The sequence below is a fragment of the Halorubrum alkaliphilum genome, from assembly GCF_017873815.1.
Lineage (GTDB): Archaea > Halobacteriota > Halobacteria > Halobacteriales > Haloferacaceae > Halorubrum > Halorubrum alkaliphilum.
On the sequence record NZ_JAGGKQ010000006.1, the window covers coordinates 24,939 to 37,996 of the forward strand.

The following is a 13,058-nucleotide window of genomic DNA, read 5'->3' on the forward strand; positions in this document are numbered from 1 at the left end:
AATGGAATACGTTTACGCTGCGCTCATCCTGAACGAGACTGGCGAAGAGATCAACGAAGAGAACATCACCGGCGTGCTGGAAGCCGCCGGCGTCGACGTCGAGGAATCCCGCGTCAAGGCGCTCGTCGCCGCGCTGGAGGACGTCGACATCGAGGAAGCCATCGATACGGCCGCTGCTGCGCCCGCTGCGGGCGCGGGCGCGGCCGCCGGTAGCGCCGACGACGGCGGCAGCGACGCTGACGCCGACGACGGCGACGACGATGACGAGGCGGACGAGGCCGAGGCGGCCGAAGAGGAGGAAGACGACGACGACGGCGGCGAGGGTCTCGGCGAACTCTTCGGCTGAGACGCCCGCTGGCTCCCGTCCGACTCACACGACGTCCCGGAACCGGGACGGCGACGGGGCGAACCGCCCCACACGGTCCGTGTTTTTATGACCGCCGTTTCTCGGTCAGTGATAACTCCGTCCGCGAGTTTTTATACGTCACCGCGGAAGCGTCGATCGATAGATGAAGATCGTCGACGGCGACAAGGCTGAGTGTGCCCGGTGTGAATCGGTGTTCCCGCTGGAGTCGGTATCACTGCTCGAAAAGGAGACGAACCGGGATTACGAACGGGTGTTGTGTGAGGACTGTCTGGGCGCGGTCGGCGTCCCGAAGGGCTACTCGCTCAGACGGGACATCACCCATCTCGGCGGGTGAGCAAGACGCGCGGGGCTTGCGACGAAGGCGGGGAACGCGTACTCAGTAGAGCTCTTCCAGATCGTCTTCGACGTGAGAATGCTCCTCGGCGGGGAACGTCCCGTCCTCGACGGCTTCTTTATACTCCCCAACCGCACGCTGCATCTCACCGCGGACGTCCCCGAATCGCTTCGAGAACGGTGGCGACCACTCTCCCAGTCCCACAACGTCGTTGATCACGAGCACCTGTCCGTCGGTGTCGGGGCCCGCACCGATCCCGATGGTGGGGATCGAGAGGGCGTCGGTGACCGCCGCCGCGAGGTTCGCCGGGACGTGCTCTAACACGAGCGAGAACGCGCCCGCCTCCTCGTGGTCTCGGGCCAATTCGAGGATCTCCTCGGCGGCGTCCTGATCGGTCCCCTGACGGGAGTAGCCGCCGAGGCGGTTGACGTGTTGTGGCGTGAGTCCGAGGTGGGCCATCACCGGGATGCCGACGTCCGTCATCCGGCGGGTGGTTTCTATTGTGTGCGGACCGCTCTCGATCTTGACGGCGTCGGCGTCGGCCTCTTTTAAGAACTCGCCGGCGTTCCGGACGGACTCCGCCTCCTCGACCCCGAACGAGAGGAACGGCATGTCGGCGACGACGAGGGCGTCGTCGACGCCGCGGGCGACGGCTGCGGTCCGGGAGCGGACATCCGCCATCGTCACCGGGAGCGTCGAGTCGTAGCCGAGCGCGGCGTTGCCCATGCTGTCGCCGACGAGGACGACGTCGATCCCGGCCTCGTCGACGACCTCGGCGGTGGGCGCGTCGTAAGCGGTGAGCATCGTGATCGGTTCCTCGCGGTCCCGGAGTCCCCGCGTCGTGGTCATCGATCCGAACTGGTCGCCCGACCGGTTAAAATCGCCGGGACCCGGAAGCGGGATCCGACGCCGAACCGCTCCGGAGGCCGGTGGAATCGACTCCCGACACGGGGTTCGACCACGGACCGCCACCGATTTGTTCGTTCGTCACGGAGAGTCGGGCGTGCAACCCGTCGAGTCGGCCGAGATCGAGGGTGTCGACTACGGCTGGGTAATGCAGACGACGTTCGTCGTCACCATCCTCGTCGGAGCCCCCGTCGTTGCAGTGCTCTCGACGTTCGTCACGCTCGACACGTGGGGGGCGCGCGCGGCCTTCGCGATCCGCGTCGGCGCACCCATCTGGTTTCTCACCGCGGTCGGGACCGCGCTCTACGCGAAACGTGCCGAGAGGAGCGGGAGGGCCGATGCGGAGGCGACCGACGAGGGCGGGAACGATAGAACCGAGTGACGGACGGACGAGGGCAACTTCGGTGACGCGTCCGAGGTGATCACCGGAACGCCGACGCCAACACGACGGCTCCAAACAGGAGCAGCGCGACCGCGGTGACCGGCTGGCCGCCGGCCGCAGCGAGGTACGATCCGTACACGACGGCGGCAGAGAGCGTGCCGACGAGGAGGGAGGAGCCGGCGTGGACAGCGACGTTTTGCCGGGTCCGGGCCTCGCGTCCGACGTGCTCGCCGACGGAGAGACCGTGGTCTCCGACGTCCCACGCGACCGCCAGCGCGATGGCCGCGACGAGGAGTGGTTCCACGGCCCCACCAAGTCCCGCGGCGACCGCGATGCCGACGACGCCGATGCCCGCGCCCCACGAGAGGACGCGGGCGGAGCCGGTCAGCGACCCCGCAGCGAAGGCGACGAGCGAGAGCGCGACGACGCCCCCGCCGATCGGCGCGGCGAGGGTCCCCGCCAACGCTGCGAGGGCTGCGGCCCCGAGGCTCGTCACGACCGCGGACACCGGCGGTCGCGTGTCTCGTTCGGACCCGCCCGCGTCCGCCCCCTGATCGCCGACCGTGCTCATCGTGACCACCGTGTGTTCGCGTTCGCGACGGCGACCGGGAACGATCTGTCGTCCCACTCCATCACGCGTATCCCCGCCTTTCGGAGGTCACGCAGCCGCTCCCGCCGTTCGAGCGCGACGAGCAGTCGGCCCGGTTCGGTCGTCTCCGCGCTCGGCTCGGTCGTCTCCGATCCGGGTCCGCTCGTCCCCGATCCCGAACCGGCTCCGCGCCCCCCGGTCGCGACGGTGGCGTCCGGAGAGAGCACCGTGACGAGGTGGCCGTACGCGTCCAGTCGTCGCGCGAGCGCTGCGGGATACTCATCCGCCAGCGGGCTGAACAGCAACACCTGCGCGTTACCCGGTATCCGACGCTGGAACCGTCGAAACCACAGCGACCGGTAGAAGCTGTCCTCCGGTGGCGTCGGCGCGAGCGCGGGGTCCGTCGCCAGCGTCTCCCGTCCGCGAACCGTGTGTTCGGTCCCGGTTCCGGGCGGTAACCAGCAGTCACGCGGGCCGACGACCGCGATCCCCACGCGGTCGCCGGCGGCGAGCAGCGCGGTGAACGCCTGCCCGGCCGCCTCGACGCTCGCCTCGACCGCCGTGTCGGCGTCCCGCGTGGGCGCGACGTACGCCTCCGTTCGGGCGTCGATCAACAGGATCACCGTTGCCGCGCGCTCCTCGCGGAGGTCGAGCGTCGCCAACTCCCCCGTCCGAGCCCGCCGGTTCCAGTCCACTCGTTTGAGCGGATCGCCGCGTCGATACTCGCGGGTGGCGTAGAACTCGACGCCGGATCCCCCAACGTCCGTCGCCACGCGGCCGTTCGACATCGTCGTCAAGTCCCGAAGCGGGAGGTCGCTGCCGGCAGAGAGCTCCGGCGTACACGCGATCCGCGTCGGCGTCGTTATATCGGTCGTCCGCTCCCGCGAGCCGGACGGGTTCCGGGTTATCGCGGTCATCGTCTCCCACTCGTGCTCGCCGCGACTCGCCCGAACCGTGTACTCCAGACGCACGTCCGTGCCCGGCCGGAGCGCGGTCGCGACGCGGGCGGGTCCGTCGATCACCTCGAGACCCGGCGGCACGCCGTCGACCAGCCGGAGGTCGAGACACGGCTCGTCCCCGGTGTTCCGTGCGCGCACCGTGACGGTCAGTTCGTCGCCCGGCTCCGGCGTCCGGTCGCTCACCGCCCGCGAGACGGCGAGCGTCGCCTCCTCGGCCTCGCCGATGCGAGCGTACACGCTGTACCCGACGCCCGCCGCACCGACGAGCACCGTCCCGGGCTGTCTGAGGACGACGCCGATCCCGACGAGCGCGATTGCGAGCCCGGTGACGCCCACCCAGCGACCCGTGTCGAACGCACGCAGCGGATCCCGTTCGGTCCCCGCGTCGTCAGCGCCGCCCTCGGCCGTGTCGCCAGCGCCGCCCTCGGCCGTGTCGTCACCGTCGCCGTCGACCGTGTCCCCCCCTCCGGATCCGACGGCCGTGGTCACCGGTCGATCCCCTCCGTGATCGGGGTTCCATCCGCGCCGTCGACGGTCGTCGTTCCCTCGGTAGCGGTGCCGTTCGACTCGTCGAGCGCAGTAGCCTCCTCGACGGCAGCTCTCACGCCCGTGAGGTAGGTGGGTCGTCCGAACGTTCCCCCACGAAGTCGATCGGCGAGCGGATAGGCGGTCGTCGGCGAGAGGAACGCCGCGGCGGCCGGATCGTCGGTCCACTCGCCACGCTCGACGAGTTCCGCCGCCCGGTCGACCGATCCGTTCCGCTCCCGAGCGACCGCGCGGACGACTACCTCCTGTACGCGTTCCCGGACCCGTTCCTGCGTGTTCCTCCCGGCCCGTCCGCGGCTGCGGTACTGGCGGTTCGCGGCACGCACGATGTCGTCGTCGAGTTCCACGCCGGGGACCGTCGCCGGTTCGCGCCGCTCAGGCTCGCCCGTGTTCATCGTCTTTCGGTCGCGGCCCCGTCTCTCGTTCGCGTATCGGAGGCCCTGCAGAACGCCCAACACCCCGACGAGCGTGATGACGAACGCGGAGAGACTCAGCGTGCTCGCGAGGGTCGTCTCGACGGCGACGAGGAACCCCGCGACGACGGCGACGACGCCGATACCGGCGAGCGGCCGCACTACCGGTCACCCCCATGTGCCTCCTCGATCCGGCGGAGCGCCTCGACCGCGCGCCGCTCCCGGTCGTCGGTCGGGTCCTCGCCGCCGTACCGCACCCGTTCGAAGACGGCCGTGAGCTGCGTGACCGACTCCTCGTCGACGCCGGCGTCGACGGCGGCCGCCGCAAACTCCGCCGGCGTCGACGACGCCGGACGGTCGACGTCGAGTACCTCCGTCATCTCCCGCCACGCCCGATACACCTCGTTTTCGGCGCTCTCCGACTCGATCCGGTCGGCCGCCTCCCCAGCCGTCCGCGCGACCGCGGCGAGATCGGGCTCCGCGGACTCCGGCTCGTCGGGGGTGCTCTCATCGTCCCCCACCGTGGTCTCGTCGTCGCCGGACGCCGCAAGCAACACGAGGAGGCTGGCGAGTATCGCGACGACAACGATCGCGACGAACAGTGCCTCCGGCGTCGAGACGGTGCCGGAGCCGGAGCCGAGCCCGCCGTCTCCACCCCCGCTCCCGGGAAGGGTGCCGTTCCCCTCGCCGCCGAGCCCGACATCGGTCCGTTCACCGAGCTCTAGCGGCTCACACAGCGACAACAGATACATGAGGAGCCCGATCGGGAAGCCGACGAGGGCGGCGACGGCCGTCCCAGCGACGAGGGATCCGGTGTCACGATACGCCAGCGAGCCGACTCCGAGGAGAGCGAGTCCGAAGACCAACAGGGCGGGCGGCTCCCACAAGAACTCGTAACACAGCTCCGGAATGTCGAGTTCGGTCTCACCGCCGGGACTCGCCGTGGGTGACGGGGTGTCGGCGGTCTCGCCCGGTCCCGCGCTCCCGGCCTCGCCGCCGCCGAACCCGCCGCCGTCGACGGTGACCGCGGTGTCGAGCGTCGCCGCCGCGACGCCGAGGGCGACGACCGCGAGGAGGGCGAGGAGGACTGCGACGAGGGTCTCCCGTTTCACGCCGGTAGATACGGGCTCCGGTGGGTATACTTTTCGGCGAGCGGACCGGCACGCACCCCGGTCCTCTGGCTCCCGGCCGGGTGGTCAGTCCTCCGCGGAAGCGGCGACCTCGTCGTCCAAGGGAGTCGTCGGGAACAGCGCGTCGACCCCGACCGCCGCGTCGTCGAGCGGTTCGACGAGTCGATAGGCGGTTCCGTCGCGTTCGACGACGCCGGCCGCCACCAGATGGTCGAGGTGTGCTGAAGCCTCGCCCGGCCCGTGGAGGACGTGGATCGCCTCCAGATCCCCGAACAGCGCCGCCGAGACCTCCCATGCGGTGGCCGGCCCGTCCGCGAGCACGTCGAGCACGCGACGGGTTCGGTGGCGGTGGTGGGCGAGGATCTCCGCCGCGCGCCGGCTCGGCTCGTCGATCCGCTCGCGGTGGCCCGGATGGGCCGCGCCCCAGTCGCGTTCGACGATCCGCGCGAGGCTGTCGGCGTACTTCCCGAGCGGGTCCTCGACACGCACGTCCGCCCCGCCCACGTTCGGGGTGTAGCGCGGTAGCAGGGCGTCTCCGGTGAACGCCTCCGGGTTCGTCCCCCGGCCCGGACTCGCGGTCGGTTCCGCGCTTTCGCCCCGTTCCCTTCGGTCGACCGGGTCGTGGCCCGGAAGCGTCCCGGGGTCGAACGCGAACGCGGAGAGCCCGGCGGTGTGCCCGGGGAGGTGAACCGCCTCCAGCGACAGTCCGCCGGCCTCGAACGTCTCGCCGTCTCCGAACGTCGTGACCGTCGCGTCCCGCCCGCGGAGCCCGGTCCCGACCGTCCCGTAGAACTCCCGGAGGCGGTCGCGAGCCGGCTCGGGCATTCCCCATCGGTCGAAGACCCGCCGCTGTGCGTCCGGGTCCTCGGCGAAGTGCGGCTCGCTCCCGTCGACCAGCGACGCGTCAGCCTCGTGGACGAACACGTCCGCGTCGCCCGCGGCCTGTATCTCGCCGGCGAGTCCGGCGTGATCGGGGTGCCAGTGAGTGAGAAAGATCGCGTCGACGTCGGCAAACGCGACGCCGTGGGCCGCGAGTCCCTCCCGGAGTTCCTCGCGCGTCTCGGGAATGGCGACCCCAGTGTCGACGAGCACGGTGGCGTCGGTCTCGATCAGATAGACGTCGTTCTCGCCCTCGAAGACGGTGTTTCCGAGCTGTATCCGTTTCACGGCCGTGGATAGTCGGGAGGCCTTTTGAGGGTTGCTACCCGTTGTGGCGGTTCGGACTCGCAGTACCCACTACGAGCCCGAACGGTCCGGTTTCGCGTCCACGTCCTCCATTGTCTCCGTCTCACCCGTTTCCGACCTCTCCATTGTCTCTGTCTCACCCGTTTCCGACCTCTCCATTGTCTCCGTCTCACCCGTTTCCGCCCTCTCCATTGTCTCCGTCTCACCCGTTTCCGCCCTCTCCATTGCCTCCGCATCCGTTTCCGCCTCCTCCACCGCCTCCGCGCCGTCGGACGCGGTCGACTCGACGAGGACGCCACGAACCCGGTTCAACACGATCGGGACGACACCGACGATACCGACGAGGACGCCGAGGCGGACGAGCAGCGAGGCCTCCGTCAGTATCGTTGCGCCGAGGTAGGCGATCGCCCCGGCGATCGTCGACGGCAACACGTACGGGTTCCCTGCGTAGAGCATACGCGTTCGTGGTGCTCGGAATCGACTTAATCGTCCCGGGACGTACCGGTCGACGCCGTCCCGGACCGACAGAATCAGGTAGCCTTTGTTAGAAGGAACGTACAGGAATGTTCGACAAGGTCCTAGTCGCCAACCGGGGCGAGATCGCGGTGCGGGTGATGCGCGCCTGCGAGGAACTGGGGATCGACACGGTCGCCGTCTACAGCGATGCGGACAAACACGGCGGTCACGTTCGATACGCAGACGAGGCGTACAACGTCGGCCCGGCCCGCGCGGCCGACTCGTACCTCGACGGCGAGGCGGTCGTCGACGCCGCGCGCGCGGCCGACGCCGACGCGATCCATCCGGGATACGGCTTCCTCGCGGAGAACGCGGCGTTCGCCGCCCGGGTCGAGTCCGCCGACGGGATCACGTGGATCGGCCCGACGAGCGACGCGATGGAACGACTCGGTGAGAAGACCCACGCTCGCCGCGCGATGGACGCCGCCGACGTCCCCATCGTTCCGGGAACGACGGAGCCGGTTGCCGACGTCGAGGCCGTCCACGAGTTCGGCGAGGAGCACGGCTACCCCGTCGCGATCAAAGCCGAGGGCGGCGGCGGCGGCCGCGGGATGAAGATCGTCGAGTCGGCCGAGGAGGCGGCGGCCCAACTCGAATCCGCTAAACGCGAGGGAGAGGCGTACTTCTCGAACGACTCGGTCTATCTCGAACGGTACCTCGAAACCCCGCGTCACGTCGAGATCCAGATCGTCGCCGACGAGGGCGAGGAGGGCGTTGGCCCGGACGGCGAGAGCGACGTGATCCACCTCGGCGAGCGCGACTGCTCGCTCCAGCGCCGCCACCAGAAAGTGATCGAGGAGGGGCCGTCGCCGGCGCTCTCCGACGAGCTACGGGAGCGGATCGGTGAGGCGGCCCGCCGGGGCGTCGCCGCCGCCGACTACACCAACGCGGGGACCGTCGAGTTCCTCGTCGAGGAGGACCCCGACCGCGATCCGTCGGAGCCGCTCGGCCCCGACACGCCCTTCTACTTCCTCGAAGTCAACACGCGGATCCAAGTCGAACACACCGTCACGGAGGAGCTGACCGGCATCGACATCGTCAAGGAACAGCTCCGGGTCGCGAGCGGCGAGGGACTCTCGATCGACCAGTCGGACATCAAGCTGGAGGGTCACGCGATCGAGTTCCGGATCAACGCCGAGAACGCCGCCGAGGAGTTCCAGCCCGCCAACGAGGGGAGTCTGGAGACGTACGACCCGCCGGGCGGGATCGGCGTCCGCGTCGACGACGCGCTCCGACAGGGCGACACGCTCGTCACCGACTACGACTCGATGATCGCGAAGCTGATCGTGTGGGGGTCGGATCGCGAGGAGTGTCTCGCGCGCTCGAAACGCGCGCTCGCGGAGTACGACCTGGAGGGCGTCGTCACCATCGTTCCCTTCCACCGGCTCATGCTCGACGACGAGCGGTTCGTCGACGGGACGCATACGACCAAATACCTCGACGAAGAGGTCGACCCCGACCGGATCGCCGACGCGCAGGAGCGCTGGGGAACCGAGTCGTCCACGGCGGCGGACGCCGACGAGGAAGTCACCGAACGCGAGTTCACCGTCGAGGTGAACGGCAAGCGGTTCGAGGTCGACTTGGAGGAGCGCGGCGCACCCGCGGTTCCGACCCCCGAGGGCGGTTCCGGCGGCCGCCAGCAGCGACCGCCGCAGGCCACGGAAAGTGGAGACGACGGCGGGTCCGCGGGCGTCGACGTCGCCGAGGGCGGGGAAGCCATCGAAGCGGAGATGCAGGGGACGATCCTCTCGGTCGACGTGAGCGAGGGCGACGAGGTCGCTGCCGGCGACGTGGTCTGTGTCCTCGAAGCGATGAAGATGGAGAACGACGTGGTCGCCGAGCGCGGCGGCACCGTGGCGAGCGTCCACGTCGCCGAGGGCGACAGCGTCGACATGGGCGACGCGCTCGTCGTCCTCGAGTGAGCCGTGATCGATAGCGGGAGTAGGTCTCGCAACACGGTGGAGTGATTTTATAAGTGGACGAGCGAGGTTACTGGCGGCGGTTTATAAGTAATCGATCGGGTACGGAATGCGTCCAGATCCCGGTTGATTCGTTTATACGTGGTTGGCGACGGATCGTCAGTGACGACCTCCAAAAACCCAGCCGCTCGTTTATAAACAGTCGGTATCAGGCCGACGGTGAACTCCGCCAAGGCCCGTTATCGGCCACGCAACCCCAACGTCTCCCGCGTCTCCGCGGGCGTCGCGACCGGCCGACCCAACTCCTTCGAGAGTCGCGCCGCTCGCGCCACTAACTGCTCGTTCGTCGCCAGTTCGCCCCGCTCGTAATACCGGTTGTCCTCCAGGCCGACGCGAACGTGCCCGCCCAACAGCAGCGACTGCGTCGTCATCGGCAGTTGGTGCGGGCCGAACCCGATCACGTTGAACTCGACGCCGTCGGGGAGCCCCTCGACTCGATTGATCAGGTTTCGCGGATGCGGAGGCGACGTCGTCCCGCCGCCGAACAGGAGGTTCACGTACGGCGGCTCGTCGAACTCGTCGATCACGGCGAGCGCCTCGTTGAGGTGCCCGTCGTTAAACAGTTCCAGTTCGGGTTTGATCGACCGCTCCCGCATCTCCGCGTGGAGGGAGGAAACCAGATCGCGGGTGTTCTCGGACGTGAGCCTATCGTAGCGGTTCACCGGTCCCATGTCGAGCGACGCCATCTCCGGAGCCGGATCGGTCCGCAGCGGTTCGTGACGCAGGTCGTCAGGGGCAGCGGTTCCACCGGTCGAATGCTGGATGATGACGCCGTCGGTGGCCGCGCGGACGGCGTCGGTCACCGCCTGAAACCGCTCGGTCGAGAACGCTCGTTCGCCGTTCTCGCGGCGCGCGTGGAGGTGGACCACGCTCGCGCCCGCCGCCTCGCAGGCGGCCGCAGCGTCCGCGATCTCCGACGGCGTCTCCGGCAAGTCGGGATGGGCCTCCTTCCCGTGGACGCCGCCCGTGAGCGCGGCGGTGATGATCGTCGGCTTTCCATCGAGATACTCGTCGTACGTCATTCGTTCGCCCCGGGATCGACGTAGAACTCGCAGTCCGTCTCCGGGTCGAGATCGTACCGGGCGTTACAGACATCGGCACGCATCGGTTGGACGAACGACCCGGTCACGGTACAGAACGCGCGGGCAACGTCGAACGTGTGGCCGTCGCCGGTCTCGCGATACTCGAGATGTGGACACTGGTCGGTCATGCCCTGATTCACGCGAGCGAGACGCTTGAAACCACGCGATGGAACTGTTAGACCGGATCAGTCCGGTCGTCGTCGGCCACGTCGGCGAGAGCGACAGTGTCGACATGGGTGACGTGCTCGTCGTCCTGGAGTGAGCGCGGTCGATCACGACTAGACGTTTTTTACAAATTGAAACGCGGCGGTTGCCGCGCCGTTTATATACAGAGCCACGACGGTTGCCGCAATATTTATAACTGGCTCTGTTGAAATCCTCAAAAAGTGATATGTATCCTCCCGGTGCGGTCAGTACAGATTGCCCAGTGATCGATATCGGGAGTGAGTATAGCAGATCGCTGGCGACGAGATCGTATTTAAAAGCGGGGTGAGCGGCGGCGACGATCGTTTATAAAGGACTCATGCGGTGGCGTGCCTCCGAGCGGCCGAGCGCAGCGAGGCCGTGAGGAGTCCGCGAGGGACGCGGTGAGCGCTGGAAGCGCGAACCGCGAGGTTGGGGAGGCGTGAGGTGCGGTTGCTGTGCGGGTGGGATTCAAAGGGGCAGCCGGGAGGGCGGCGCAGGCGACGTAAGCACCGCAACGAGGGAGCAGTCGCGACCGAGTGAGGAGCGCAGCGAGCGTGCGCCGCCCTCCCGGCTGGGGCTTTGGAAGTCCTCACCGCAGGGTCATCTGCGATTTATAAACAGCCGCCAGCAACACTCCAATCCAACTTATAAACAACCGATCATCCGTACTGCCATACCCATTCCCGCTATCACTCAACAGGCAGCTTTCAGTGACCAGTTGTTTCAGACGTGAATATGTCTGACAGATAGGATTTCAACAGAGCCTTATAATTGTGTCCGGCGGTGTCTACAGCCGATTGTGTTCTCGATAGACGCTATCAGGTCTGTATGTGTATTCATTACACACCGACTGAATCTATTTATATACTGCCACCCGATCACGGCCAATGCCCGGACCAGTGTTCCTCGACGGCGACGAGATCGCGCTCACAACGATCGAGGAGGAGGACCTCGAGTTCCTCCAGGAGCAGATCAACGACCCTTCCGTCTGGCGGGCCATCGGGTCGTCGGACCCGGTCAACAAGCAACAAGAGCAGGAGTTCTTCGAGGATGTCGTCTGTGACGGCGACGGCGTCCATCTCCTTGTCACCGTCGATGGTGCCCCGGCAGGGACGGTCGGGCTCTCACCGAACCCGGACGAGGCGGACGCTATGGAGCTCGGCTACTGGATAGCCGAAGAATTTCGGCAGCAGGGCCACGGCCGGGAGGCCGCTGGACTCCTGACGACCTACGGCTTTCGGCAGCGTGGTCTCCACCGGATTGCCGCCCGCGTGTTCGCGTTCAATGACGCCTCGCGGACGCTGCTCGAGTCGCTCGGCTACGTTCACGAGGGGACGAACCGCGAGGCGGCGTTCGTCGACGGGCAGTACTGGGACGTCCACTGGTACGGCGTGCTCGAATCCGAGTGGGACAACGGGGGACGCTGACCCGGCTGTGCCAGGCCGACCCTGCCGACCGACGGTGTTTAACCGGCTGCCCGAGAACGGAGCGCTATGGAGTCGGTCGACGACTGGCGTAGGGCACTCTCCGAGACGGGGGAGCTGACCGGGCCGATCGCCGCCGGGATCGTCGACGAGCACGGCGACCGCGGGAAGCGTGCGATCGAGGCCGTGGGCGAGGGTCGGGTCAAGCGCTACCGCGATTTCACCGTCGTCGTCGGCCACGCCGAGGAGTACGTCGTCGAGGACGGCGGCTGTGACTGCGCGGACGCGACGTACAACCTCGACGACGACGACCCGAGCGACCGGTGCTGGCACGCCATCGCGGTCGACGTCGCCGACGCGGTCGGCGCGATCGATCACCACGACATGTGGTACTCGGAGGTCCGCGAGTTCCTCTAGGCGGGGGCGAGGCCGCCGGACGCCCGCGTCGAGACCGATGCGGTTCCGATACTACGGTCGTTCACCCGTCTGAAACGGGCGTTTCGTCCGGTTCGCCGTGGTGAGTCGGAAACGTTTACAACGCCGGCCGGTTTCCCTACGGTATGGCGGACTGTCCACTCGCCGACGATTGCCCCAGTTTCGACGAACGGATCGAGGGGATGGGGTGTCAACACTACGGCAACAAGGGGGGTGCCGAGTGGTGTAACCACTACGACATGCCGATATACGAACTCAAACAGCAGCCGGTCCAGCCCGGCGAGGAGGTGGTCGTTGAAGTCGACGACATCCACGAGAGCGGGGCCGGCGTGGGCCGCACCGACGACGGGTTCATCGTGCTCGTCGACGGGTTGCTCCCGCCCGCCCGCGCCGAGGTCCGAATCCACCGCGTGAAATCCAGCCATGCCACCGCCCAAGACGTCGTCGAACGACTCCCGGAGGACTCCGAGGAGGACGGCGACGGCGAGGGATCCGCCGACGCTGACGCCGACGGCGAGGCCGATGGCGACTCCGACGACGACCGCGAGGCGGAGTCGGACGGGCCGAGCCGGACGGACCGCGAGCGGTTGGGCAGTCGAGAGAACTTCTGGGGCAAGTAGGGGCC

15 protein-coding genes and 1 pseudogene are annotated in these 13,058 nt (G+C 68.0%); 7 read left to right on the plus strand and 9 right to left on the minus strand.

All coding sequences use genetic code 11. The features are described from left to right. Position 1: 1 nt before the first annotated feature. The gene (gene rpl12p / locus J2751_RS05810) at positions 2 to 346 is read left to right on the plus strand and encodes a 50S ribosomal protein P1 (protein ID WP_209484075.1); all 345 of its coding nucleotides are present in this window, start codon (positions 2 to 4) and stop codon (positions 344 to 346) included. Positions 347 to 509: 163 nt separating this feature from the next. Further along, entirely contained in the window at positions 510 to 701 is a 192-nt protein-coding gene (locus tag J2751_RS05815) for a hypothetical protein (RefSeq protein WP_209484077.1), read from the plus strand. A 42-nt stretch (positions 702 to 743) separates the two neighbouring features. On the opposite strand, the gene panB is transcribed toward J2751_RS05815, so the two are convergent. Beyond that, on the minus strand, positions 744 to 1,550 hold the full coding sequence (panB, locus tag J2751_RS05820) for a 3-methyl-2-oxobutanoate hydroxymethyltransferase (protein WP_209484079.1): 807 nt from the start codon (positions 1,548 to 1,550) through the stop codon (positions 744 to 746). A gap of 154 nt (positions 1,551 to 1,704) precedes the next feature. Between panB and J2751_RS05825 the strand changes: the two are divergent. After that, positions 1,705 to 1,986: pseudogene (locus tag J2751_RS05825) on the plus strand (DUF5822 domain-containing protein); the annotation flags it as partial. Between the two features lie 43 nt (positions 1,987 to 2,029). Here the strand turns inward: J2751_RS05825 and J2751_RS05830 are convergent. From J2751_RS05830 to J2751_RS05855, 6 genes are all read right to left on the minus strand, one after another. Further along, the gene (locus tag J2751_RS05830) at positions 2,030 to 2,560 is read right to left on the minus strand and encodes a DUF7519 family protein (RefSeq protein WP_245202644.1); all 531 of its coding nucleotides are present in this window, start codon (positions 2,558 to 2,560) and stop codon (positions 2,030 to 2,032) included. Further along, positions 2,557 to 4,026 carry a DUF58 domain-containing protein gene (locus J2751_RS05835; protein ID WP_209484085.1) on the minus strand — a complete coding sequence of 490 codons (1,470 nt, stop codon included), beginning with the start codon at positions 4,024 to 4,026 and terminating at the stop codon, positions 2,557 to 2,559. The genes J2751_RS05830 and J2751_RS05835 overlap by 4 nt, the downstream gene beginning before the upstream one ends. Further along, positions 4,023 to 4,658, minus strand: coding sequence for a DUF7269 family protein (locus J2751_RS05840; RefSeq protein WP_209484087.1), 636 nt, complete (start codon positions 4,656 to 4,658; stop codon positions 4,023 to 4,025). The genes J2751_RS05835 and J2751_RS05840 overlap by 4 nt, the downstream gene beginning before the upstream one ends. Then, entirely contained in the window at positions 4,658 to 5,608 is a 951-nt protein-coding gene (locus tag J2751_RS05845; RefSeq protein ID WP_209484089.1) for a DUF4129 domain-containing protein, read from the minus strand. Before J2751_RS05845 ends, J2751_RS05840 begins: the two co-directional genes overlap by 1 nt. 84 nt (positions 5,609 to 5,692) lie before the next feature. Continuing rightward, positions 5,693 to 6,793 carry an MBL fold metallo-hydrolase gene (locus J2751_RS05850; RefSeq protein WP_209484091.1) on the minus strand — a complete coding sequence of 367 codons (1,101 nt, stop codon included), beginning with the start codon at positions 6,791 to 6,793 and terminating at the stop codon, positions 5,693 to 5,695. Positions 6,794 to 6,862: 69 nt separating this feature from the next. Beyond that, positions 6,863 to 7,267 carry a hypothetical protein gene (locus J2751_RS05855; protein ID WP_209484093.1) on the minus strand — a complete coding sequence of 135 codons (405 nt, stop codon included), beginning with the start codon at positions 7,265 to 7,267 and terminating at the stop codon, positions 6,863 to 6,865. 107 nt (positions 7,268 to 7,374) lie between these two features. Here J2751_RS05855 and J2751_RS05860 point away from each other — a divergent pair, with 107 nt between their 5' ends. Continuing rightward, positions 7,375 to 9,249 carry an acetyl-CoA carboxylase biotin carboxylase subunit gene (locus J2751_RS05860; RefSeq protein ID WP_209484095.1) on the plus strand — a complete coding sequence of 625 codons (1,875 nt, stop codon included), beginning with the start codon at positions 7,375 to 7,377 and terminating at the stop codon, positions 9,247 to 9,249. 236 nt (positions 9,250 to 9,485) lie between these two features. On the opposite strand, the gene J2751_RS05865 is transcribed toward J2751_RS05860, so the two are convergent. Together J2751_RS05865 and J2751_RS05870 are read right to left on the minus strand one after the other, a co-directional pair. Continuing rightward, the gene (locus tag J2751_RS05865; RefSeq protein WP_209484097.1) at positions 9,486 to 10,328 is read right to left on the minus strand and encodes a BKACE family enzyme; all 843 of its coding nucleotides are present in this window, start codon (positions 10,326 to 10,328) and stop codon (positions 9,486 to 9,488) included. After that, positions 10,325 to 10,516, minus strand: a complete 192-nt coding sequence (locus J2751_RS05870; RefSeq protein WP_209484098.1) for a hypothetical protein — start codon at positions 10,514 to 10,516, stop codon at positions 10,325 to 10,327. Before J2751_RS05870 ends, J2751_RS05865 begins: the two co-directional genes overlap by 4 nt. A gap of 945 nt (positions 10,517 to 11,461) precedes the next feature. Here J2751_RS05870 and J2751_RS05875 point away from each other — a divergent pair. From J2751_RS05875 to J2751_RS05885, 3 genes are all read left to right on the plus strand, one after another. Next, on the plus strand, positions 11,462 to 12,001 hold the full coding sequence (locus tag J2751_RS05875) for a GNAT family N-acetyltransferase (RefSeq protein ID WP_209484100.1): 540 nt from the start codon (positions 11,462 to 11,464) through the stop codon (positions 11,999 to 12,001). Positions 12,002 to 12,067: 66 nt separating this feature from the next. After that, entirely contained in the window at positions 12,068 to 12,415 is a 348-nt protein-coding gene (locus tag J2751_RS05880) for a hypothetical protein (RefSeq protein WP_209484102.1), read from the plus strand. A gap of 143 nt (positions 12,416 to 12,558) precedes the next feature. After that, entirely contained in the window at positions 12,559 to 13,053 is a 495-nt protein-coding gene (locus J2751_RS05885; protein WP_209484104.1) for a TRAM domain-containing protein, read from the plus strand. Positions 13,054 to 13,058: the final 5 nt, after the last annotated feature.

What these genes read in the sequence shown, in the direction of transcription:
- rpl12p (WP_209484075.1), top strand. Translation starts at nt 2, where the DNA reads ATGGAATACGTTTACGCTGCGCTCATCCTGAACGAGACTGGCGAAGAG.
- J2751_RS05815 (WP_209484077.1), top strand. Translation starts at nt 510, where the DNA reads ATGAAGATCGTCGACGGCGACAAGGCTGAGTGTGCCCGGTGTGAATCG.
- panB (WP_209484079.1), bottom strand. Translation starts at nt 1,550, where the DNA reads ATGACCACGACGCGGGGACTCCGGGACCGCGAGGAACCGATCACGATG.
- J2751_RS05830 (WP_245202644.1), bottom strand. Translation starts at nt 2,560, where the DNA reads ATGAGCACGGTCGGCGATCAGGGGGCGGACGCGGGCGGGTCCGAACGA.
- J2751_RS05855 (WP_209484093.1), bottom strand. Translation starts at nt 7,267, where the DNA reads ATGCTCTACGCAGGGAACCCGTACGTGTTGCCGTCGACGATCGCCGGG.
- J2751_RS05860 (WP_209484095.1), top strand. Translation starts at nt 7,375, where the DNA reads ATGTTCGACAAGGTCCTAGTCGCCAACCGGGGCGAGATCGCGGTGCGG.
- J2751_RS05865 (WP_209484097.1), bottom strand. Translation starts at nt 10,328, where the DNA reads ATGACGTACGACGAGTATCTCGATGGAAAGCCGACGATCATCACCGCC.
- J2751_RS05870 (WP_209484098.1), bottom strand. Translation starts at nt 10,516, where the DNA reads ATGACCGACCAGTGTCCACATCTCGAGTATCGCGAGACCGGCGACGGC.
- J2751_RS05875 (WP_209484100.1), top strand. Translation starts at nt 11,462, where the DNA reads ATGCCCGGACCAGTGTTCCTCGACGGCGACGAGATCGCGCTCACAACG.
- J2751_RS05880 (WP_209484102.1), top strand. Translation starts at nt 12,068, where the DNA reads ATGGAGTCGGTCGACGACTGGCGTAGGGCACTCTCCGAGACGGGGGAG.
- J2751_RS05885 (WP_209484104.1), top strand. Translation starts at nt 12,559, where the DNA reads ATGGCGGACTGTCCACTCGCCGACGATTGCCCCAGTTTCGACGAACGG.